This window comes from Microbacterium yannicii (assembly GCF_024055635.1).
Lineage (GTDB): Bacteria > Actinomycetota > Actinomycetes > Actinomycetales > Microbacteriaceae > Microbacterium > Microbacterium yannicii.
The window spans coordinates 113,737-134,242 of record NZ_JAMXMB010000040.1; the positions used below are offsets into that span (position 1 = coordinate 113,737).

Here is a 20,506-nt window from a genome sequence, read left to right on the forward strand (position 1 = left end):
GCAATTCGAGAACGTGTCACGCGCACACGTTCCGGGGTGTCGCCGAGGGAGCGCGCGCGCGAGGATGAGGGCATGGCAGAGACATCGGACCCCGTCGTCGTCCTCTCGGATGAGCAGTGCTGGGAGCGCCTGCGCGGTCAGGAGCTGGGCCGCCTCGTGACGCATGTCGGCGAGGTGCTCGACATCTTCCCCGTGAACTACGTCGTCGACGGCGAGAGCGTGCTGTTCCGCACCGCGCAGGGCAGCAAGCTGTTCGAGCTGACCGTCAACGACGAGGTGCTCTTCGAGGTCGACGACCACACCGACACCGACGCATGGAGCGTGATCCTCCGCGGGCGGGCCCACCCGCTCGACAGCTCCGCGGAGGTGGAGCGGGCGGACGGTCTCGGCCTCCGGCCCTGGATCCCGACCCTCAAGTACACCTACGTGCGCGTCGAGCCGACGTCCCTGTCGGGCCGCGCTTTCGAGCGATCGGGCGAGCCGGACCGCTACGGCGTCCAGCAGTACTGAGTGGATCACCTCCTGATGGCCGCGACGCGCGGACACCCGTGACGGCGCGGCGCATGCGCTCCCATCGGATCCTCGTCGTCGGCGCAGGGATCGCCGGCGCGGCTGCCGGTGCGCTCCTGGGCCGCAGCGGCCACGACGTCACCGTGGTGGAGCGCAGCGCCGGCGTGCGCTCCAGCGGCAGCCCCGTCGACGTCCGTGGCCCGGCGCTGGACGTGGTGCGCGGTCTGGGCCTGGAGGCGGCGGTGCGCGAGCACGACACGGGCGCGGACACCCTGGCGCTCATCGACCGTGACGGCCGCGTGTTCACCACCATCCGGATACGCTCCGACCCGCTCGACATCGAGATCGCGCGCGTCGATCTCGCCGCCGTGCTCACGACGGCCGCGCAGGATGTCGCGGACGTGCGCTTCGACGACACTTTCGAGATGCTGTCTCCCCACGCCGGCGGCGTCGACGTGCGCTTCGCCTCAGGCGGCGAGGAGCGGTTCGACCTCGTCGTCGGAGCCGACGGGCAGAACTCGGCGACGCGGCGCGCGCTGTGGGAGCCGGCCGCCACCGCGTCCACGCTGTCTGGCGGCGCGAAGAGCGGAGCCGGGGGTCGCGGCGGCCCCGCCGCGGCCCGGCAGCGATCACCGCGGCTCGCCATCGCGACGGTCCCGCTGCCGTTGACGATCGACGACCCACGCGTGGTGACGATGTACAACGAGCCGGGGCGTTCGCTCACCGTTCATCCCGCCGGCGGCCGCCCGGGTGTGGCGTTCATCTTCCGGACGGAGGGGGCGCCGCGCGACCGGGCCGCGCAGGTCGGACTGCTGCGCGAGCGCTACGCATCGACGGGCTGGCGCGCGCACGAATTCCTCGAGGCCCTCGACGATGCTGAGGATCTCTACTTCGACAGCGTGCGTCGTGTGGACGCCCAGCCGTGGTGGCGCGGACGCGTGGTGCTGCTGGGCGATGCCGCGTCGAGCCTGACGATCCTCGGCGAGGGTTCGAGCATGGCCCTTCTCGGCGCTCGCGCGCTGGACGGCGCCCTGCGGGACGGCTCCGATCTGTCCGCCGCGCTGACCGCGTACGAGGCGCAGCACGCGCCTGTCGTGCGCCGCGCGCAGGGCGGGGCGGCGCTGGGCGCGGAGTTCCTCGTGCCAGGCAGCCGGGCGGCCCTCGGCATCCGGAATCTGCTCGCGCGCGCGATGCGCGGCATATGATGCGGACCCCCCCTCGGTTCGCGGCGTCCGCGGGCATGCCGTACACTGGAACGTGCAGTTGAAGTCTGCATTCTTTCGCCGTGCCCGTTGCCGGACGCGGATCCTCGAGCCGTGGTGAGAGGGGAAGAGTGCGTGCTTCACGAGACCTCCGGGTCTCTAGGGCGGTAGCTCAATTGGCAGAGCAGCGGTCTCCAAAACCGCAGGTTGCAGGTTCGATTCCTGTCCGCCCTGCGCGTCAGCGCATACATCCTGCGTTGATAAGAAAGTGCGGTCGACCCGTGTCGGCTCACGGAAGGTAATCAGGTGGCATCGATGGTTCAGGACGAGCCGAAGGGCGACGTCGTCCCCGCTGAGGGAACGGCTGCACCCCGCGAGAAGAAGCTCAACGTCTTCGCTCGCATCGCCCTGTTCGTCCGTCAGGTCTTCGCCGAGCTCCGCAAGGTCGTCACCCCGACGCGCCAGGAGCTGCTGAAGTACACGCTCGTGGTGCTCGGCTTCGTCGTCGTGATGATGGCGCTCGTCTACGGCCTGGACGTGCTGTTCGTGTGGATCACGACGTACGTCTTCGGAGTGCCCGGCGCCTGATCCCCGAGTGCCCCGGCCTGGCCGGGACCATGACACGGGCGGACCGCAGGTCCGGCAGCGTACGGAACGGAAGAGAACTCACGTGACTGAAAAATATGTCGACGACGCCGATTGGGCGACCGCCGCAGAGCAGTCCTCGGAGGACGACGAAGCCCAGGAGGGCAACGTCCTCGCCGAGGAGGAGCGTTCGGTCGAGGCGGCCGAGCACGTCGCGATCCACATCGTGGACGACGGTGACGACGACGACGCCGATCTGGACGACATCGACATCGACGACCCGGAGGCGGACGCGATCGTGAACGACGCTCTCAATCTTGACGAGACGGCAGAGACCGAGGCGGCAGCCGAGGTGATCAACGACTCCCTCGCAGAGGAGGTCGCCGAGCGCGAGGCCGAGGCCGCCGACGAGGTGACCCCCTACGACGGTCCCGACGTGAACGGCGACGAGGACGAGCCCGAGCTCGACGAAGACTTCGTCGCGGAGGTGGATGCCGCAGCCGGCGTCGTCGACGAGGTCGAGGCATCCGTCTCCCCGGCCGACGCCGCAGAGGCTCCGGTGTTCGAGGACGACGCTGACGACGAGGACTCGGACGACGAGTTCGCGGACGATGAGGACTCGGACGACGAGAGCGCCGACAGCGCCTCGGACGACGCGGAGAACGACGACGACGAGGACGAGGACCCGTACGAGGCCTTCCGCGCCGAGCTTCGCACCCTGCCGGGCAAGTGGTACGTCATCCACTCGTACGCGGGCTTCGAGCGCAAGGTGAAGGCCAACATCGAGCAGCGCAAGTCGACGCTCGAGGTCGAGGACGACATCTACCAGATCGAGGTCCCGATGGAGGACGTCGTCGAGATCAAGAACGGTCAGCGCAAGATGGTCACGCGCGTCCGGATCCCCGGCTACGTGCTCGTGCGCATGGATCTGAACGAAGACACGTGGTCGGTCGTGCGCCACACGCCCGGTGTCACCGGCTTCGTCGGCAACGCCCACAACCCGACGCCGCTGCGCTTCGAGGAGGCCTTCAACATGCTGAAGAGCCTCGTCGAGGTCAAGGAGGTCGCGGGTGCGAAGGGTGGAGCGGCCAAGAAGGGCGCCGCCGCCGCGGCCCGCGTCATCCCCGCCGAGGTCGACTTCGAGGTGGGCGAGACCATCACGATCAAGGAGGGTTCGTTCGCGGGCCTTCCCGGCACGATCAGCGAGATCAAGCCCGAGAGCGGCAAGCTCACGGTCCTCGTCTCGCTCTTCGAGCGCGAGACCCCGGTCGAGCTCAGCTTCGACCAGGTCACCAAGCTCTGACCTGCTGGTAGACTTCTCAGGTTTGCGTGCGCGCTGAGCGCACGCGATGGACACCGCGATCCGGAACGGCCGGATTCGCGGGAGAACAGGGTGCTCCGGCATCCGCTGTTCGATGAAAGGAAGAAGAATGGCACCGAAGAAGAAGGTGACCGGCCTGATCAAGCTTCAGATCAACGCCGGTGCCGCCAACCCGGCGCCGCCGATCGGGCCCGCGCTCGGTCAGCATGGCGTCAACATCATGGAGTTCTGCAAGGCGTACAACGCCGCGACCGAGTCGCAGCGCGGCAACGTCATCCCCGTCGAGATCACCGTCTACGAGGACCGCAGCTTCACGTTCATCCTGAAGACCCCGCCGGCCGCTGAGCTCATCAAGAAGGCTGCGGGCGTCCAGAAGGGCTCCAAGACCCCTCACACGGTCAAGGTCGCGAAGCTCACCAAGGAGCAGGTCCGCCAGATCGCCGAGACCAAGCAGCCTGACCTGAACGCGAACGACATCGAGGCCGCCTCGAAGATCATCGCCGGCACCGCCCGTTCCATGGGCATCACGGTCGAGGACTGAGGGGAAGAGGAAACATGGCTACCAAGTCCAAGGCCTTCCGGGCCGCAGCCGCCAAGATCGAGGCGGACAAGTTCTACACCCCCACCGAAGCCGTCGCGCTCGCGAAGCAGACCGGCTCGGCCAAGTTCGACTCGACCGTCGAGGTCGCGCTGAAGCTCGCGGTCGACCCGCGCAAGGCCGACCAGATGGTGCGCGGCACCGTCATCCTCCCGCACGGCACCGGCAAGACCGCTCGTGTCATCGTCTTCGCGACGGGTCCGGCCGCTGAGGCCGCGATCGCCGCGGGCGCGGACGAGGTCGGCGGCGCCGAGCTCATCGAGCGTGTGGCCGGTGGCTGGACCGCGTTCGACGCGGCAGTCTCGACGCCCGAGCTCATGGGCCAGGTCGGTCGACTGGGGAAGGTGCTCGGCCCGCGCGGCCTCATGCCGAACCCCAAGACCGGCACCGTGACCCCCAATCCGGCCAAGGCCGTCGAGGAGATCAAGGGCGGCAAGATCGAGTTCCGCGTCGACAAGCACGCCAACGTGCACTTCGTCGTCGGCAAGGCGTCCTTCTCGGAGGAGCAGCTCGACGAGAACCTCAAGGTCGCCCTCGAGGAGATCGTCCGCCTGAAGCCGTCGAGCTCGAAGGGCCGTTACATCCAGAAGGGCGCCGTGTCGACCACGTTCGGCCCCGGCATCCCGCTGGACGTCAACGCCATCGTCTGACACTTCGACAGGCTCAGCGACCGACACGTCGCAACGCAAGGGGCTCCACCTTCGGGTGGGGCCCCTTCGTCGTCCCGAAACCGTCCGCCGCGGCACCGGCGGGCGGGGTAGCGTCGGAGACATGGTCGCGACACTTCAGGATCTGCTCGGCATCGACGCCCCGATCGTGCTCGGCCCCTTCGGCGGCTTGTCGTCGGTGGAGCTGACGGCGGCGGTCAGCGACGCGGGAGGCCTCGGCTCGTACGGGCTCTACGGCTACTCGGCCGATCGCATCAGCGACACGCTCGCCGCGCTGCACTCCGCGACGTCCCGCCCCTTCGCCGTGAACCTCTGGCTGCCGACGGGTGACGAGGTCACACCGGGCGAGGTCGATCTCGCGCCGGCGATCGCGGCGACGGCACCCCTCTTCGACGAGCTGGGCCTCGCGCACCCCTCGCCGCCGATCGAGTTCCTTCCGGACCTCGACTCCCAGGTGACGGCGGTGCTGGATGCCGCGCCCGCGGCGCTGAGCGTCGTCTTCGGCGTTCCCTCCGAGCGGCTCGTCGCGGCGGCGCACAGCCGCGGCATCCGCGTCATCGGAACCGCGACGACCGTGGCCGAGGCCGTTGCGCTCGACGCGTCGGGTGTGGATGCGATCGTGGCCACCGGCGCCGAGGCGGGCGGGCACCGCGTGTCGTTCCTGCGCCCTGCCGAGCAGTCGCTCGTCGGCACCTTCGCGCTGGTGCCGCAGGTCGTCGATGCCGTGGGCGTGCCTGTGGTCGCAGCGGGCGGCATCGCCGACCGGCGCGGGGTCGCCGCGGCGTTCGCGCTCGGTGCCGCGGGCGTCCAGGTCGGCTCGGCCTTCCTCCGCACCCGCCAGTCGGCGGCCACCGATGCGCACCGCCGCGCGATCGCCGGCGCCGCCGACACCTCCACCGTCCTCACACGGGCGATGAGCGGACGGCTGGCGCGCGGCATCCCGAACCGTGCCATGCGCACGATCGAGACGTCGGGTGTCATCGCCCCGTTCCCCGCGCAGAACTGGCTCACGGGCCTGTTCCGTGCCGAGGCCGGACGACGCGGCGACGGCGACCTCGTCTCGCTGTGGGCGGGTCAGGCGGCGGGCCTCGCCACGCGCGACGAGGCGGCCGACGTGTTCGCCGAGCTGGCGGCCGGCGTCCCCGCCTGACCGCCCCCGGCGACGGCGTCACTGCGTCGGCAGCACCTCGAAGCCGCGTTCGCCGGTGGTGGCGGCATCCGTCACCGTCGCGCTCTCGACGTGCGACCCCGGGGGACCTTCGGCCATCCACGCGAGCACCTCGTCGACCTCCGCGGGCGTGCCTTCGACCTCCGCCTCGACCGACCCGTCGCGGCGGTTGCGCACCCAGCCGGACGCACCCGCCTCGCGCGCGATCATGCGCAGCGTGTACCGATAGCCCACGCCCTGCACCTCGCCGCGGACAGTCACGTGCACGCGTCTCATTCCGCCATCTTGCCGCGAGGTGGCCGGGTGGGCCAGGATGCCGCCATGGGAACCGTCGACGACTACCTCGAGAGCCTCGACTCCGACGACCGGGCGGTGGTGTCGCACGTGTTCGACGTCGTCCGCGAGCTGCACCCCGACGTCACGCAGGGGAAGAGCTACGGCATGCCCGCGCTGCTGTACCGCGACAAGGCCCTCATCGCCGTGATGCGGACGAAGAAGCACATCGGCGTGTACCCGTTCAGCGGGCGCGTTCCCGAGGTCGTCGCGGACTCGCTGACCGGCGCCGACCGTGAGCCGCTGGACTTCGACAAGGGCACGATCCGGTTCCAGCCCGACAAGCCGCTGTCCGACGACACCATCCGGGCCATCGTGTCGGCGCGGGTCGCCGAGATCGAGGATCCCTCGCTGCGCAAGCGCTGAACTCCGGGCGACTCAGCCCGCAGCCGGCAGTACGAGCGAGATGCCGAGCGCGATCATCACGACGGCGATGACCGCGTCGAGGAGACGCCACGCGCGCGGCGTCGAGAGCCAGCGGCCGAGCAGTCGTGCTCCGAACGCGAGACCGAAGAACCAGACGACGCTCCCGGCCATGGCGCCGGCGGCGAAGAGCCAGCGGGCGTCTCCGTGCGTGTTCGCGACCGTCCCGAGGAGGAACACGGTGTCGAGGTACACATGAGGGTTGAGCCACGTGAGCGCCAGGCACGTGAGCACGACGGAGACCAGTCGCGTGCGGGGGGCCGCAGGCGAGATTGTGCGGATGTCGCTGCGCACCTGCTCCGCCGAGACATCGGGCTCGAGGAGGAACTCGCTCGTGCCGGTGCGGGCCGGCTCGACGGACGCGGCGCGGCGCCGGGAGGTGACATCGGGCGGGGTCGTCGCTTCTTCAGGCTCTTCGGTGGCGTCCGCCCCCAGAGCCGCGCCCGTCGGCTTCCACGCGCGTCGTGCGGCCAGTACACCATAGGCGACCAGGAACAGTGCACCGGCCCAGCGGACCACGTCGATCAGCCAGGGCACGGCCTCCAGCACGAAGCCGACCCCCGACACGCCCAGGGCGATGAGGACGGCATCCGAGACGGCGCAGATCGCCGCCACCGCGAGCAGGTGTTCCCGGCGGAGACCCTGCCGCAGCACGAACAGGTTCTGCGCGCCGATCGCGATGATGAGCGACAGACCGAGGCCGAGACCGGCGAGGACGGGAGAGAGCATCCTTCGACGGTACGAGCGGCGGCAGCAGTAGTCCAGCTCACGGTTCTTCAGTACCATTAGCGGGACTGAAGATGCGGATTCCGTTCGAGCTGGCTGAGACACTCGCCGTCGTCGTCGACGAAGGCACCCTCGACGCGGCCGCCCGCCGACTGCACGTCACACCGTCGGCCGTCAGCCAGCGGATCAAGGCGCTCGAGGAGCAGCTGGGGCGGCTGGTGCTCGTGCGCTCCAAGCCGGTGCGGGCGACGGAAGCCGGGGCGTCGGTGATCCGCCTGGCGCGACAGCTGGCGCTGCTCGAGCACGACGCCCTCGCCGAGCTCGGCGCGGACGACGGCGAGACGGCGCTCACCAGCGTGCCGCTCGCGGTCAACGCCGATTCGCTGGCCACGTGGTTCCTCGCGCCGATCGCGGACCTGGCGCGGCGGCATCCCGTCGTCTTCGATCTGCACCGCGACGACCAGGACTTCACCGCGGGACTGCTCGAATCGGGCACGGTGATGGGGGCAGTCACCTCGAGGCAGGCGCCGGTCGCAGGATGCCGCTCCTCGGCGCTCGGCGCGATGCGCTACGAGGCGGTCGCCACTGCGGGCTATGTCGCGCGATGGCTGACGGGGGAGCGCACCGAGGATCTCTCGAATGCGCCGCTCGTCGACTTCGACCGCCGCGACGACCTGCAGAACGCCTGGCTCGCGCGGCAGGGGGTCGATCCGGCACGCCCGCCGCGGCACTACGTGCCCGCGTCGAACGACTTCGCGGCGGCCGTGCGACTCGGCCTGGGGTGGGCGATGCTGCCGCGGTTCCAGTCGCACGATGCGCTGGAGCGCGGCGAGCTGGTGCTGCTGGGCGGCCCGCCGGTCGACGTCGCCCTGCACTGGCAGCAGTGGAACCTGCGCTCGCCGCTGCTCGACGCGATCGCCGACGCGGTGGTGACCGAGGGCCGTCGCGTGCTCGCCCCGGTCTGAACCGCTTCGAGGGGGTGATGGGGGAGGGCGAGTGGGGGTCAGCCGTCGCTCACGCGCAGCACGACCTTGCCGCGGGTGTGGCCGGTCTCGAGGGCGCGATGCGCCTCCGGTGCCTCGCCGAGCTCGAAGACCTGGTCGATGTAGACCTGCACCGAGCCGGAATCCAGCAGCCGGGCGATGGTCGCGAGCGCACCGCCGTCGGGGATGACCTTGTACGACGTGACGCGCACGCCCGCCTCCTCCGCCGCCTCGGCGTAGCCCGGCCACGAACCGGTCGGCACGAGCACGTACAGACCTCCGGCGCGCAGCACGCCCAGCGATCGGGTGGCCGTCTCGGCCTGCACGTTGCCGACCAGGTCGATGACCACATCGACCTCGCCGACGACCTCTTCGAACCTCGTCGTGGTGTAGTCGATGACCACGGCGGCGCCGAGCTCCCGCAGCCACGCCGCGTTGCGCGCTGATGCGGTGACGGTGACGTGGGCGCCGAAGTACGCGGCGAACTGCACCGCGAAATGACCCACACCGCCGCTGCCGGCGTGGATCAGCATGCGCTGCCCCTCGTGCGCGTGAGCGGTCTCGACGACCAGCCCCCATGCGGTGAGCGCGGCCAGCGGCACACCTGCTGCTTCGACGTGCGAGAGCGCCGCCGGCTTGCGCGCGACCGAGAGGGAGGGCGCCACCACGTACTCCGCGTACGTGCCGCCGGTGCGAGGGAACGACGCCATGCCGAACACCTCGGTGCCCGGCGGAAAGGCGTGCGCCTCGTAGGGGCTCTTCACCACGATGCCGCTGAAGTCGTATCCGAGGGTGGCCGGGTACGCGTCGATGGCGCCCGCCACTCCGGCGCCGGCGCGGGTCTTCGCGTCGATCGGATTGACCCCCGCGGCGACCACCCGCACCAGCAGCTCGCTGAGCACGGGGGAGGGGACGGGAACGGATGCCGCGCGCAGCGCGTCCGGCGCGCCGGCGGCGTCCACGACCATGGCGCGCATGGCGGCGGGCGGTTCTGCCACGGGGGCAAGCGGTGCTTCGGGTGTCGATCGCAGCGGTCGGATCATCGTGCCGCACTCCTTCCGCGGGGGTGCCGGCGTCGGCACCAGAACTGAACCCGGTGCAGACAGTCAACCGTGCGTTCGTCTCACCCGTGTTACGCGGGTGCTACCGGTGGGGGTCAGTCGAAGACCCGGAGGAGCCGCTCCATCGATCGCTCGACGTGAGTGCGCATCGCCGACTCGGCGCCTGCCGGATCGGACGCCGCGATCGCCTCCGCGATGGCCGCATGCTCTGCGACGGTGTCTGCGACGTACGAGCCGGTGTAGGCGAGCCGGAACGTGTGGAGGTGGCAGTGCGTGCGCGCATACGCGAGGCGCACCGTGTCGTTGTGCGCGGCGCGGAACACCTTGTCGTGCAAGCGCACGTCGTGCTGCGACAGCGTCGCATACGCGTCGGACTGTCCGACGGCGACCTGGGCGAGATCGATCTCGGCGAGGAGGTCCTGTGCTTCGGCGGGGCGTCGCCGTTGCGCAGCACGCGCGGCGGTGCCCGGCTCCAGCAGGAGCCGCAGCTCGAAGAGATCGACCAGCTCCTCGCGTGCGAGCAGGTCGGTCGTGCGGTATCCCTTCAGAGGGTGCTTCTCGACGAGCCCGTCGGATTCCAGACGCGCGAGCGCCTCTCGGATGGGCGTCGGCGAGACGTCGAATCGCCGCGCCAGCTCTCCGGCATTGACCCGGGCATCCGGCGGGATGGTCCCGTCCATGATGGCCTGCTGGAGGACCGCGTAGATCTCGTCGCCGAGCATGACGCGGGCGCTCGAACCCAGCGAGGGCAGTTGATCCATTGCCGACACGAGCACCTCCGGCTTGACAGCTGGCTTCTTGATGGCCACTATAGCGTTCGAAATATCAAATACGATTTTTCACATTCACTTCCTGCTATGGAGGCGTCAACGATGAGAAGCACACAGCGCGCACGCGCGGGAGCGGCCCCGCGGGCCAGGCGCACGTGAGCAGCGTCATGGGCCACACGATCACCGCCGCGCGGGCGCGCCTCGTCGACGTCGCCGTCGAGACGGAGCGGACCGATGCCGTTCAGGCCTTCGTCAAGCAGGAGACGATCTTCGTCGATGTGACCACCAGCGACGGCCTGCAGGGGCTGGGCTACTCCTACACGATCGGGACGGGAGGTCGCGCGGTGCTCTCCATGCTGCGCGACCACCTTCTCCCGCTCCTGATCGGGGAGGAGGCGGACCGGATCGAGGCGGTGTGGCACCGCCTCTTCTCCGCCACCCGCGCGACGACGACCGGCGCCATCACCTCGCTCGCTCTCGCCGCGGTCGACACCGCGCTCTGGGACGTCGCCTGCCGGCGTGCCTCACTCCCGCTGTGGCGGCTCGCCGGAGGCTTCCGCCGGGAAGTGCCGCTGTACGACACCGAGGGCGGCTGGCTGCATCTGCCGGCGGAGGACCTCGTCGAAGGTGCGCTCGCGTCGCAGCGAGCGGGCCTCGGCGGCGTCAAGATCAAGGTCGGCAAGCCGACGGGTCACGAAGACCGTGAGCGGCTGCAGGCGGTGAGGGATGCCGTGGGCCCTGGCTTCGACATCATGGTCGATGCGAACCAGTCGATGACCTCCGCCGAGGCCATCCGGCGCGCCAGGCTGTGGGGGGAACTCGACCTCGGCTGGATCGAAGAGCCTCTCCCCGCCGACGACATCGAGGGCCATGTGCGCCTCTCCCGATCGACGAGCACACCCATCGCGGTGGGAGAGTCGATGTATTCCATCGCGCAGTTCCGCGAGTATCTCGACCGCGGCGCCGCCGGCATCGTGCAGGTCGACGTCGCGCGGGTCGGCGGGATCACCCCCTGGCTGAAGGTCGCCCACCTTGCGGAGGCGTTCAATGTCAGCGTCTGCCCCCACTTCCTGATGGAACTGCACGTCAGTCTCGTCGCCGCCGTGCCCAACGGGCGCTACGTCGAGCACATCCCGCAGCTGCGCGCCCTCACGCGCAGCGAGATGACCGTCGACGCGGGCCGTGCGCTCGCACCCGAGGCCGTGGGACTGGGCATCGACTGGGATCACGACGCCATCGACGACAGGACCGTCGCATGATTGCGACATCATGAGCAAGGTCATCATGGACCACATCCACGGATCGGAGGCCCCGGCATGACTCTCGACACCCGCCGGCGTCGTAACGTGCGCAGCAGCGGCCGGACCCGGCCACGCGACGCCCCGGAAGGGGCGCAGCGGTGACGGGCATCATCGACGCGCACACCCACATCTGGGATCGCCGCACCGGGGACTACACCTGGCTGACTGCGGAGTACGGGCCCATCCACCGCGACTTCGCCCTCGAGGACTTCGCGCATGAGCGTGAGCAGCTGGGGGTCGATGCCGTCGTGCTGGTGCAGGCGGCCGACACCGCCGGCGATACGGACCGCATGCTCGCCGCCGCCGAGCGGCACCGCGAGGTGGCCGGCGTGGTGGCCTGGCTGCCTCTGGCCGATCCCGGGCTGCCTCGGGTGCTCGAGCAGAGACTGGCCACTCGTCGCGTCGTCGGCGTGCGCGCACTCGTCCACGAGATGGCCGACCGCGAGTGGCTGCTCCGGTCCGACGTGGCCGCAGGGCTCGACGCGGTGGCAGCGGCGGAGCTGCCATTCGATCTCGTGACCTCCGGCCCCGAGGCGCTGTCGCTGGTGCCCCGGCTCGTCGAGCGGCATCCGACCCTGCGCATCGTCATCGATCACCTCGGCAAGCCGCCGGTGGGCGGGGATGCCGAGTTCTTCGCGCGCTGGCGGGCGCTGCTCCGGGACGCCGCGGCCTCGCCCCGCGTCGCGGCGAAGCTGTCGGGCCTGGCGTCGGCCGTCGGGCCGCCGGACGCGTGGACCGTCGCCGGCCTCCGGCCCGTCGTCGACGAGGCGGTCGAGGCGTTCGGGGCGGAGCGGCTGATGTACGGCGGCGATTGGCCGGTGAGCACGCTCGCGGGCGGCTGCACCCGCGTCTTCGAGGGTCTGCACGAGGCGCTCGACGTGTCCGCCGACGAGCTCGCCCACATCCACCGCGGTACAGCGACGCGGTGGTACCGACTCGGCGAGAGGGCGAAGGATGAGACGCGGACTCCCTGAGCGCCAGGGGTTGAAAGGCTCGGACGGCGGGGCAGTGGCCGACGGGTGGATACGCTGATGCGCGTGGCGCAGGTGATCGGGCTCGATCCCGATCGGATCGACGAATACGAGCGCGTGCATGCCGACGTGTGGCCGGAGGCGCTCGCGCAGATCGCACGCAGCGGCATCCGGAACTACTCGATCCACCGGTACGGCACGCTGCTGTTCGCCACGTTCGACTACGTCGGCGACGATCTCGCGGCCGATATGGCGGCGATGGCGGCCGACGAGGCGACGCAGCGGTGGTGGGCGCTGTGCGAGCCGTTGCAGCGGCCCGTCCCCGAGCGCACGGAGGGCGAGTGGTGGCACACGATTCCCGAGGTGTTCCACGTCGACTGACCGCGCACGAGGGTCACGAGCGGACGGAGCGGGCCTCCACCGCCGAGGGTGAGAGCACCTGCTGGGTGACCATGATCGCCGCGCCCAGCACTCCCGCGGTGTCGTCGGCCTGGGACTGGACGATGCCGAGATGCTGTGTCGCCAGGGGAATGGAACGACGATAGACGACCTCTCGGGCGCCGGCGAGGAGGTGCTCGCCGGCGCGCGCCACACTGCCGCCGATCACGATCACCGACGGGTTGAGCATGTTGACGACGGTGGCGAGCACCTCGCCCACCTCCCGGCCCGCCTGGCGCGTCGCGGTGATCGCCGCCGGGTGACCGGCGCGTACGAGCGCGACCACGTCCGAGCTTCCGGCCGCCTCGATGCCCTGCGCGCGCAGATCGGCCGCGATGGCGGTGCCGCTCGCGATGGCCTCCAGGTCGCGCTGATCCCCGGGGGGACGAGGCGAGTCGTGGCTGAAGGGCACCTGCACGTGTCCCATGTCGCCCGCCGACCCCTGGGCGCCGCGCTGCAGGGCACCGCCGGAGATGATGCCGGCGCCGATGCCGGTGGACACCTTGACGAAGATGAGGTCGGCGACTCCCGGCCAGCTGAGGGCCTGTTCTCCCAGCGCGAGGATGTTGACGTCGTTGTCGACGAGGACGGGCACGTCGAAGCTGCGCTGCACGTAGTGGGGGACGTCGAACCTGTCCCACCCGGGCATGATGGGCGGGTTGGTCGGGCGGCCGGTGGAGTGCTCGACGGGGCCGGGTACGCCGATCCCCACGCCGACCACGTGCGAGGCAGGAATGCCGCGATGCTCGAGCAGGGCTGCGGCCTCCGCGATGACCGAGTCGAGCACGTGCTCGGGGCCGCCGGCGATGTCGAGCGGGTGGGTGTTGGCGGTGAGGATGTTCGCGGCGAGGTCTGCGAGGGCGACGGTGGCGTGCGTGGCGCCGAGATCGACTGCGATCACGATGCCGGCCAGAGGGTTGAAGGCGACGCGGGCGGGTGGTCGTCCGCCGGTCGAGGCCGCTTCACCGGCGGGGCGCACGAGGCCGGCGGCGAGCAGGGCGTCGACGCGGCCCGAGACGGTCGAGCGCGCCAAGCCGGTGAGCGTCGCGAGCTCCGCCTTGGTGCGGGCGCGGCCGTCGCGGAGGATCTGGAAGATCTCGCCCGCGCCGTTGCCGCCGGCGGCTCCGCTGCCGCGCACTGCATCGACCATGGCGACAGTAAAGCACAGGCTTCTGACCGCGCCGCCGCCGACTTGAAGATCACAACCAGATCACTTTTGACGCCTTACTGACAAAAGTCCGAGCCGCCGTGCCATGATCACCGCATGACTACGGAAGTCATCGACATCGGTGTCGACGCCGTGCACACGGGGCTCGTGGGCGGCGGTTTCATGGCGCGGGTCCACGCCGCAGCCGCCCGCAGCGCGGGGGCCCGTCTCACGGCGGTGGCATCGTCGAGCCGCGACCGTGCAGAGACGGCTGCGAGAGAACTCGGCGTCGCACGCGCCGAAGACGATGCGGCCAGGCTCTTCGCGGCATCCGATGTCGATGTGGTGCACATCTGCACCCCCAACGCGACCCACGCGCCTCTCGCCGCGGCGGCGCTCGCCGCCGGCAAGCATGTCGTCTGCGAGAAGCCGCTCGCCACCTCCGTCGCCGATGCCCGGGCGCTCGTGCAGGCGGCCGATGACGCCGGTGTGGTGGCGGCGGTGCCGTTCGTGTACCGCTACCACCCGATGGTCCGCGAGGCGCGTGCGCGCGTCGCCTCGGGCCGCGTCGGCACGCTCCTCACGCTCGAGGGCACCTACCTGCAGGACTGGATGCTGCGGCAAGACGATGACGACTGGCGGGCGGATGCCGCGACCGGTGGTGCATCGCGCGCCTTCGCCGACATCGGCTCACACCTGTGCGACCTGGTCGAGTTCGTCACGGGAGAGCGCATCGTGCGCCTCGCGGCGCGCACGCGCCGGGTCTTCGACGAGCGTCGGGGCCGGACGGTGACCAACGAGGACGTCGCCGCCGTCCTGATCGAGACCGAGTCCGGCGCCCTCGGCACCCTCCTCGTGTCGCAGATGGCGCCAGGCCGCAAGAACGCCCTCGTCATCGAGCTGCACGGCAGTCGCCGCAGCATCCGGTTCGATCAAGAGCGCCCCGAGGAGCTGTGGGTCGGCGCGCGGAAGGGCTCACGGCTCACGTTGCGCGACCCCGCCACGGCGTCCCCCGATGCGGCACGACTGCAGTCGCTTCCGGCCGGGCACCCGATGGGGTACCAGGACGCGTTCGACGGCTTCGTCGCCGACGTCTATCGCGCGATCGCCGGCGAGCCGGCCGATGGCCTGCCCACCTTCGCCGACGGGGTGCGTGCCGCCGTCGTCACCGACGCCGTGCTCGAGTCCGCGGAGCGCCGATCCTGGATCGAGGTCCCCGCATGAGTGACACGATGCTGTCAGACGCCCCGGTGCCGTCGGGTGGCTCCGACGTGGTCCTGCGCGCACAAGGCATCTCGAAGTCGTTCTTCGGCGTGCGCGTCCTCACCGACATCGACATCGACGTCCGCCGCGGCGAGGTGCACGGCCTGGTCGGCGAGAACGGCGCGGGCAAGTCGACGCTCATGAAGATCCTCGCCGGCGTGCACCACGCCGACGCCGGCTCGGTCGAGTTCGAGGGACGCCAGGTCGCCTTCAGCCATCCGCGCCAGGCGATGGATGCGGGTCTCGTGACCGTCTTCCAGGAGTTCAATCTCCTTCCCGAGCGCACGGTGGCGCAGAACGTCTTCCTCGGCCGCGAGCCGCGCCGGGGCGGCTTCGTCGACGACAAGGGCATGCAGCGTCACACCCGGACGCTCCTGGAAGGACTCGGCGTCACGTTCATCGACCCGGGTGCGCGTGTGGGATCGCTCACCGTGGCCGAACAGCAGATCGTCGAGATCGTCAAGGCGCTCTCGTTCGACGCGCGCGTCATCTCGATGGATGAGCCGACCGCCGCACTGAGCGACCACGAGGTCGAGCTCCTCTACGCGATCATCCGCAAGCTGACCGCCCGTGGCGTCGCGGTCGTCTACGTCTCGCACCGGCTGAAGGAGATCTTCGACCTCTGCGACCGCATCACGATCCTGAAGGACGGCGCCCTGGTGTCCACGGACGCCACCGCCGACCTGACGGACGCCGAGCTCGTGCGCCGCATGGTCGGCCGGCCCCTGCAGTCCTACTTCCCCGGCCCGGTCGAGGGCACCGCGGTGGGAGACGCCCGACTGGAGCTGACGGGCTGCGGCAACGAGTTCGTGGACGGCGTCTCGCTGACACTGCGGGCGGGCGAGATCGTCGGACTCGCCGGCCTGCAGGGTTCCGGTCGTACCGAGCTCGTCGAGGGCATCTTCGGCGTCCACGGCTTCACCCGGGGGGCGATGACCCTCGACGGCCGTTCCGTACGGTTCACGAGCCCGCGGGCCGCCGTCCGCGCCGGTCTCGCGCTCGTCACCGAAGACCGCAAGGCCCAGGGGCTCGCCCTCGGCCAGTCCGTGCTCGACAACTCGCTGCTCGTGGTGCGCAGCGTCTTCGCCGGGCGCACCCGCGCATCGCGCAAGCGCGTGCCCGGCATCCTGAGCTCCCTCGAGGTGTCATCGCGCGGCGTCGATCAGGAGGCGCGCTTCCTGTCGGGCGGCAACCAGCAGAAGGTCGTGCTCGCGAAATGGCTCGTGACCGACCCGCAGGTCGTCCTCTTCGACGAGCCGACCCGCGGCATCGATGTCGGCGCCAAGGTCGCGGTGTACCAGCTCATGCGGCAGCTGGCCGCGGAGGGCAAGGCGGTGCTGATGGTCTCGAGCGAGCTGCCCGAGGTGATCGGCATGAGCGATCGCATCCTCGTGATGCGCGACGGTGAGCTCGCCGCCGAGCTTCCCGCGCGCTCCGCGGAGCATGAGGTGCTCGCCGCCGCCACAGGTTCCATCGACGCGGGGGCGGCTGCGGACGAGATCGCCGATCCCCGCCTCGGGGACGGAGGGGACAGGCCGTGAAGCGCATCAGAGTCGACTCGACGGTCATCGTGCTCGGCATCCTCATCCTCGTCATCGCCGTCGGAGCGATCCTCGTCGCGACCGTCGGCCGCAGCTTCTTCAGCCCCGGCAACATCCGCGACATCCTCACCGGCATGAGCGTGCTGGGGCTGGTCGCCATCGGGCAGACGCTCGTGATCCTGGGCGCCTCCCTCGACCTGTCCGTCACCTACGTCATCAGCCTCGCCAGCCTCATCGCCGCCACCACCATGAACGGGAACCCGGCCAACATCCCCTGGGCGGTGACACTGACCCTCATCGTCTGCGCGGCCATCGGCCTGGCGAACGGGCTCATCGTCACGGTGCTGAAGGTGAACGGATTCATCGCGACCCTCGGCGTCGGCCTGATCCTCCAAGGCGTCCTCAATACCGGCTTCCAGGGCAGCGCCGGATCGGTGCCGTGGGCATTCCAGCTGATCGGGGCGACCGGCGTCGGACCGCTTCCCGTGTCGTGGATCATCATGATCGCGCTCGCCGCGGTCGTGTGGTTCCTCCTCGGACGCACGCGCACGGGCGCCCACCTGTTCGCCGTGGGCGGCGACCCCGAGGTCGCACGTCTCTCGGGCGTGCGCACGAAGCCGCCGCTGATCGTGGCGCACGTCCTGTGCTCTGTCTTCGCGGGTCTGGCGGGACTGCTGCTGGCGAGCCGGCTGGGGGTGGGCAGTCCCACTGTCGGCCAGCAGGGCGGCTATGCGCTGCTGTCGATCGCGGCCGTCGTGCTGGGCGGAACCCTGCTCATGGGCGGTCGCGGATCGGTCTGGGGCACCATCGGCGGTGTCGCGATCTTCGCCGTCGTCGACAACGTCATGAGCGTCATGCAGGTGAATCCCTTCCTCAAGGATGTCGTCCGCGGCGTCGTGATCGTCGCGGCCGTCGCCGTGTACAGCCGTCGGGCGATCGTCCGGCGCCGCACACGTTTCGGGCCGGGCGGCACGAGGACCGGCGGCGATGCGCCTGCCGAGGCGGCCGCACCGGCGATGGTGGCGGCGACCCAGGCGCTCGAAGCGGAGGCCGATGCGGCCGATGGCGGCGCATCGATGCAGGGAGGCACACGATGAAGTTCCTCACAGCGCTCGTGAGCCCCCGTGGCGCCGTCTTCCTGCTGCTGGTGATCCTGCTCGTCGCCGTCATGGTGCTGAACCCGAACTTCGCGGAGCCCGGCCAGCTCATGCGCTACATCCAGCGGGTTGCCCCGGTCGCCATCGTCGCGATCGGCCAGTACTTCGTCATCATCGCGGGCGAGTTCGACCTGTCGCAGGGCTCGCTGATCACCGCGCAGGTGATCGTCGCCGGCAACCTCGTCGCCCAGGACGACGCCCGCACCGTCCCGGTGCTCTGCCTCATGGTGGTGCTCGGCCTCGTCGTCGGACTCGTGAACGGCCTGCTGACGACGCTCCTGAAGGTGCCGTCGTTCATCGTGACGCTCGGCATGATGCTCGCCCTCCTGGGCCTCGTGCTGTGGTGGACCGGCGGGGCAGCCACCGGCAACCCGGCCGACAGCTTCCGTCAGATCGGCCGCGGCGGCATCCGCGATATTCCGGTGCTCGACTTCCTGCCGTGGTCGGTGCTGGTCCTGGCGGCGTGGCTCGCGCTCGGCATCTGGGTCACCAAGCGCCCGCTGGGCAAGCTCCTCATCGCGATCGGCGACAACGCCCGGGCGACGCGCTACTCGGGCGCCCGCGACTGGTGGGTGACGACGCGCGCCTTCATGATCTCGTCGCTGTCGGCAACGGTCTCGGCGGTGCTCCTGGTCGGCTACGCCGGCGTGCACCCGTCGGTCGGACGGGGCTACGAGTTCGTCGCGATCACGGCCGTCGTGCTCGGCGGCGTCGTGCTCGGAGGCGGGCGGGGCTGGATCGTCGCGGCCGTCGCGGGAGCCTTCGTGCTCGAGGCGCTCTTCCTGCTGCTGAACATCGCCGGCGTCCCGTCGTCGCTGCGCGACGCGGTCCAGGGCGTCATCATCATCGCCGCCGTCGCGTACTCGGGACTGGTCTTCCGATCCCGCAGACGCGGTGGCGCACCACAGACCCCTCCCTCTCCGGGGAAGGAACCCGACGCGCCCGACGGCGCCGAGGAGTCGTCCGCAACACAGGCCCTCGCAGGCGAGGGCGCCGCACCGAACAACAGGAGTTAGCAATGCGACGATCAATGAAGATCGCCACCACAGCGGTGGCGCTCGTCGGCCTCTTCGCCCTCGCAGGGTGCACGACCGACCCCAACGTGGCGCCACCGGACTCGTCGGCGGAGCCCAGCGATGAAGGCGGCGCCAACGAGTGGTTCGACCAGGCGCTGTTCGACACGCAGATGGCCCAGCGCGAGGTCGTGCCCGAAGGTCCTGAGGACGAGCCGTACCTGCAGTACATCGACGCCGAGATGATCGACACGTCGGAGTACGCGAGCACCGGTCCGAAGAAGGCGTGCTTCGCGAACGCCTCGATCTCGAACCCGTGGCGTCAGACCGGCTGGATCACCATGAACCAGCAGCTGGAGGTGCTGCAGGAGCAGGGGGTGATCAGCGAGATGGAGACGCGCGACGCGCAGGACTCCGACGACACGCAGATCGCCGACATCGACTACTTCATCTCGGAGGGCGGCTGCGACGTCTTCCTCATCTCGCCGAACAGCACGGCCGCGATGACGCCGGCGGTCGAGCGTGCGTGCGACACCGGCAAGCCCGTGATCGTGTTCGACCGCGGCGTGGAGACCGACTGCCCCGTCACCTTCATCCACCCCATCGGCGGCTTCGCCTGGGGCATCGACACCGCGCAGTTCCTCATCGACAACCTCGAGGAGGGCGACAAGGTGGTGGGACTTCGCATCCTTCCCGGCGTCGACGTGCTCGAGCAGCGCTGGGCGGCCGCCGAGTACATGTTCGAGGAGGCGGGCATTGAGGCGGTGGACTACTTCACCGGCGCCGACCCGGCCGAGATCAAGAGCATCATCAGCGACGAGCTCGCGAAGGGCGACGTCGCGGGCATCTGGATGGATGCCGGTGACGGCGCCGTCGCGGCGATCGAGGCGTTCGAGGATGCCGGGGTCGACTACCCCGTCATGACGGGTGAGGACGAGATGAGCTTCCTGCGGAAGTGGAAGGAGACCGGCCTGACCGGCCTCGCTCCGGTCTACTCCAACTTCCAGTGGCGCACCCCGCTGCTGGCGGCGCAGAAGATCTTCGCCGGCGAGGAGATCCCCAAGGAGTGGGTGCTGCCGCAGGTGCCGATCGAGGCTGGGGAGCTCGATGAGTGGCTGGAGGCGAACGACGGCATGCCCGACGGTCACTACGCCAAGTTCGGCGGCGAGAACCTGCCGGGCTACCCCGAGGTCTGGCAGAAGCGCCAGATCCCGTAACCACGAGATCGTGTCCCACTCTCTCGGTCGCATGTCCCGATGACAACGGTTGCCGGGCGTGTCAGCCAGAGAGAGTGGGACACGATCACCATGCTCTGATCCGGGATGCA

The 20,506-nt window shown here is 70.1% G+C and carries 22 protein-coding genes and 1 tRNA gene; 18 read left to right on the plus strand and 5 right to left on the minus strand.

Translation table 11 applies throughout. The features are described 5' to 3' along the window. The first annotated feature begins 72 nt into the window (after positions 1 to 72). From NCG93_RS18220 to NCG93_RS18255, 8 genes are all read left to right on the plus strand, one after another. A complete protein-coding gene (locus tag NCG93_RS18220; protein ID WP_194413148.1) occupies positions 73 to 510 on the plus strand; it encodes a pyridoxamine 5'-phosphate oxidase family protein in 438 nt (145 codons plus the stop codon). A 53-nt stretch (positions 511 to 563) separates the two neighbouring features. Beyond that, positions 564 to 1,715: an FAD-dependent monooxygenase gene (locus tag NCG93_RS18225; protein WP_194413149.1), complete on the plus strand. Its 1,152-nt coding sequence runs from the start codon at positions 564 to 566 to the stop codon at positions 1,713 to 1,715. A gap of 158 nt (positions 1,716 to 1,873) precedes the next feature. Beyond that, positions 1,874 to 1,946, plus strand: a tRNA-Trp gene (locus NCG93_RS18230). An 81-nt stretch (positions 1,947 to 2,027) separates the two neighbouring features. Then, on the plus strand, positions 2,028 to 2,300 hold the full coding sequence (secE, locus tag NCG93_RS18235; RefSeq protein WP_194413778.1) for a preprotein translocase subunit SecE: 273 nt from the start codon (positions 2,028 to 2,030) through the stop codon (positions 2,298 to 2,300). 82 nt (positions 2,301 to 2,382) lie between these two features. After that, positions 2,383 to 3,600, plus strand: coding sequence for a transcription termination/antitermination protein NusG (nusG, locus tag NCG93_RS18240; RefSeq protein WP_194413150.1), 1,218 nt, complete (start codon positions 2,383 to 2,385; stop codon positions 3,598 to 3,600). Positions 3,601 to 3,727: 127 nt separating this feature from the next. Then, complete coding sequence (gene rplK, locus NCG93_RS18245; RefSeq protein WP_045247325.1) at positions 3,728 to 4,159, plus strand: 50S ribosomal protein L11; 432 nt, start codon at positions 3,728 to 3,730, stop codon at positions 4,157 to 4,159. Between the two features lie 14 nt (positions 4,160 to 4,173). After that, a complete protein-coding gene (rplA, locus tag NCG93_RS18250) occupies positions 4,174 to 4,866 on the plus strand; it encodes a 50S ribosomal protein L1 (protein WP_194413151.1) in 693 nt (230 codons plus the stop codon). Between the two features lie 121 nt (positions 4,867 to 4,987). Beyond that, entirely contained in the window at positions 4,988 to 6,034 is a 1,047-nt protein-coding gene (locus tag NCG93_RS18255; RefSeq protein ID WP_194413152.1) for an NAD(P)H-dependent flavin oxidoreductase, read from the plus strand. An 18-nt stretch (positions 6,035 to 6,052) separates the two neighbouring features. Here the strand turns inward: NCG93_RS18255 and NCG93_RS18260 are convergent, their stop codons facing one another. Next, positions 6,053 to 6,328 carry an acylphosphatase gene (locus NCG93_RS18260; RefSeq protein ID WP_194413153.1) on the minus strand — a complete coding sequence of 92 codons (276 nt, stop codon included), beginning with the start codon at positions 6,326 to 6,328 and terminating at the stop codon, positions 6,053 to 6,055. 45 nt (positions 6,329 to 6,373) lie between these two features. On the opposite strand from NCG93_RS18260, the gene NCG93_RS18265 reads away from it, so the two are divergent. Continuing rightward, complete coding sequence (locus NCG93_RS18265) at positions 6,374 to 6,751, plus strand: iron chaperone (RefSeq protein ID WP_194413154.1); 378 nt, start codon at positions 6,374 to 6,376, stop codon at positions 6,749 to 6,751. 12 nt (positions 6,752 to 6,763) lie between these two features. Here NCG93_RS18265 and lysE read toward each other — a convergent pair whose 3' ends face one another. After that, positions 6,764 to 7,537, minus strand: coding sequence for an L-lysine exporter (gene lysE / locus NCG93_RS18270; RefSeq protein WP_194413155.1), 774 nt, complete (start codon positions 7,535 to 7,537; stop codon positions 6,764 to 6,766). Positions 7,538 to 7,608: 71 nt separating this feature from the next. On the opposite strand from lysE, the gene NCG93_RS18275 reads away from it, so the two are divergent. Beyond that, positions 7,609 to 8,499, plus strand: a complete 891-nt coding sequence (locus NCG93_RS18275) for a LysR family transcriptional regulator ArgP (protein ID WP_194413156.1) — start codon at positions 7,609 to 7,611, stop codon at positions 8,497 to 8,499. A gap of 38 nt (positions 8,500 to 8,537) precedes the next feature. Here NCG93_RS18275 and NCG93_RS18280 read toward each other — a convergent pair whose 3' ends face one another. After that, a complete protein-coding gene (locus NCG93_RS18280) occupies positions 8,538 to 9,494 on the minus strand; it encodes an NADP-dependent oxidoreductase (RefSeq protein WP_194413779.1) in 957 nt (318 codons plus the stop codon). Between the two features lie 179 nt (positions 9,495 to 9,673). Continuing rightward, positions 9,674 to 10,339, minus strand: a complete 666-nt coding sequence (locus NCG93_RS18285; RefSeq protein WP_194413157.1) for a GntR family transcriptional regulator — start codon at positions 10,337 to 10,339, stop codon at positions 9,674 to 9,676. 176 nt (positions 10,340 to 10,515) lie between these two features. On the opposite strand from NCG93_RS18285, the gene NCG93_RS18290 reads away from it, so the two are divergent. From NCG93_RS18290 to NCG93_RS18300, 3 genes are all read left to right on the plus strand, one after another. Beyond that, a complete protein-coding gene (locus NCG93_RS18290; RefSeq protein ID WP_194413158.1) occupies positions 10,516 to 11,607 on the plus strand; it encodes a mandelate racemase/muconate lactonizing enzyme family protein in 1,092 nt (363 codons plus the stop codon). Positions 11,608 to 11,747: 140 nt separating this feature from the next. Continuing rightward, positions 11,748 to 12,623: an amidohydrolase family protein gene (locus tag NCG93_RS18295; protein WP_194413159.1), complete on the plus strand. Its 876-nt coding sequence runs from the start codon at positions 11,748 to 11,750 to the stop codon at positions 12,621 to 12,623. A gap of 57 nt (positions 12,624 to 12,680) precedes the next feature. Continuing rightward, entirely contained in the window at positions 12,681 to 13,001 is a 321-nt protein-coding gene (locus tag NCG93_RS18300; protein ID WP_241741593.1) for an L-rhamnose mutarotase, read from the plus strand. Positions 13,002 to 13,014: 13 nt separating this feature from the next. On the opposite strand, the gene NCG93_RS18305 is transcribed toward NCG93_RS18300, so the two are convergent. After that, positions 13,015 to 14,208 (minus strand): ROK family transcriptional regulator, encoded by a 1,194-nt coding sequence (locus tag NCG93_RS18305; RefSeq protein ID WP_252787599.1) that lies wholly within the window; start codon positions 14,206 to 14,208, stop codon positions 13,015 to 13,017. A gap of 114 nt (positions 14,209 to 14,322) precedes the next feature. On the opposite strand from NCG93_RS18305, the gene NCG93_RS18310 reads away from it, so the two are divergent. From NCG93_RS18310 to NCG93_RS18330, 5 genes are read left to right on the plus strand one after another with little or no spacing between them, the layout of a single operon-like run. Next, positions 14,323 to 15,429: a Gfo/Idh/MocA family protein gene (locus NCG93_RS18310; RefSeq protein ID WP_194413161.1), complete on the plus strand. Its 1,107-nt coding sequence runs from the start codon at positions 14,323 to 14,325 to the stop codon at positions 15,427 to 15,429. Then, on the plus strand, positions 15,426 to 17,009 hold the full coding sequence (locus tag NCG93_RS18315; RefSeq protein ID WP_241741594.1) for a sugar ABC transporter ATP-binding protein: 1,584 nt from the start codon (positions 15,426 to 15,428) through the stop codon (positions 17,007 to 17,009). Before NCG93_RS18310 ends, NCG93_RS18315 begins: the two co-directional genes overlap by 4 nt. Next, on the plus strand, positions 17,006 to 18,106 hold the full coding sequence (locus NCG93_RS18320) for an ABC transporter permease (RefSeq protein WP_194413162.1): 1,101 nt from the start codon (positions 17,006 to 17,008) through the stop codon (positions 18,104 to 18,106). The genes NCG93_RS18315 and NCG93_RS18320 overlap by 4 nt, the downstream gene beginning before the upstream one ends. Further along, complete coding sequence (locus NCG93_RS18325) at positions 18,103 to 19,182, plus strand: ABC transporter permease (RefSeq protein ID WP_194413163.1); 1,080 nt, start codon at positions 18,103 to 18,105, stop codon at positions 19,180 to 19,182. Before NCG93_RS18320 ends, NCG93_RS18325 begins: the two co-directional genes overlap by 4 nt. 14 nt (positions 19,183 to 19,196) lie before the next feature. Continuing rightward, entirely contained in the window at positions 19,197 to 20,396 is a 1,200-nt protein-coding gene (locus NCG93_RS18330; protein WP_372496005.1) for a substrate-binding domain-containing protein, read from the plus strand. Positions 20,397 to 20,506 lie beyond the last annotated feature (110 nt).

Bases quoted from the DNA above. Each gene is read 5' to 3' on its own strand.
- secE (WP_194413778.1), top strand. From the start codon at position 2,028: ATGGTTCAGGACGAGCCGAAGGGCGACGTCGTCCCCGCTGAGGGAACG.
- rplK (WP_045247325.1), top strand. From the start codon at position 3,728: ATGGCACCGAAGAAGAAGGTGACCGGCCTGATCAAGCTTCAGATCAAC.
- NCG93_RS18220 (WP_194413148.1), top strand. From the start codon at position 73: ATGGCAGAGACATCGGACCCCGTCGTCGTCCTCTCGGATGAGCAGTGC.
- NCG93_RS18310 (WP_194413161.1), top strand. From the start codon at position 14,323: ATGACTACGGAAGTCATCGACATCGGTGTCGACGCCGTGCACACGGGG.
- lysE (WP_194413155.1), bottom strand. From the start codon at position 7,537: ATGCTCTCTCCCGTCCTCGCCGGTCTCGGCCTCGGTCTGTCGCTCATC.
- NCG93_RS18260 (WP_194413153.1), bottom strand. From the start codon at position 6,328: ATGAGACGCGTGCACGTGACTGTCCGCGGCGAGGTGCAGGGCGTGGGC.
- NCG93_RS18290 (WP_194413158.1), top strand. From the start codon at position 10,516: ATGGGCCACACGATCACCGCCGCGCGGGCGCGCCTCGTCGACGTCGCC.
- NCG93_RS18300 (WP_241741593.1), top strand. From the start codon at position 12,681: ATGCGCGTGGCGCAGGTGATCGGGCTCGATCCCGATCGGATCGACGAA.
- NCG93_RS18285 (WP_194413157.1), bottom strand. From the start codon at position 10,339: ATGGATCAACTGCCCTCGCTGGGTTCGAGCGCCCGCGTCATGCTCGGC.
- NCG93_RS18305 (WP_252787599.1), bottom strand. From the start codon at position 14,208: ATGGTCGATGCAGTGCGCGGCAGCGGAGCCGCCGGCGGCAACGGCGCG.
- NCG93_RS18275 (WP_194413156.1), top strand. From the start codon at position 7,609: ATGCGGATTCCGTTCGAGCTGGCTGAGACACTCGCCGTCGTCGTCGAC.
- NCG93_RS18325 (WP_194413163.1), top strand. From the start codon at position 18,103: ATGAAGTTCCTCACAGCGCTCGTGAGCCCCCGTGGCGCCGTCTTCCTG.
- NCG93_RS18330 (WP_372496005.1), top strand. From the start codon at position 19,197: ATGAAGATCGCCACCACAGCGGTGGCGCTCGTCGGCCTCTTCGCCCTC.
- NCG93_RS18280 (WP_194413779.1), bottom strand. From the start codon at position 9,494: ATGCGCGCCATGGTCGTGGACGCCGCCGGCGCGCCGGACGCGCTGCGC.
- rplA (WP_194413151.1), top strand. From the start codon at position 4,174: ATGGCTACCAAGTCCAAGGCCTTCCGGGCCGCAGCCGCCAAGATCGAG.
- NCG93_RS18225 (WP_194413149.1), top strand. From the start codon at position 564: ATGCGCTCCCATCGGATCCTCGTCGTCGGCGCAGGGATCGCCGGCGCG.
- NCG93_RS18265 (WP_194413154.1), top strand. From the start codon at position 6,374: ATGGGAACCGTCGACGACTACCTCGAGAGCCTCGACTCCGACGACCGG.
- NCG93_RS18255 (WP_194413152.1), top strand. From the start codon at position 4,988: ATGGTCGCGACACTTCAGGATCTGCTCGGCATCGACGCCCCGATCGTG.
- NCG93_RS18315 (WP_241741594.1), top strand. From the start codon at position 15,426: ATGAGTGACACGATGCTGTCAGACGCCCCGGTGCCGTCGGGTGGCTCC.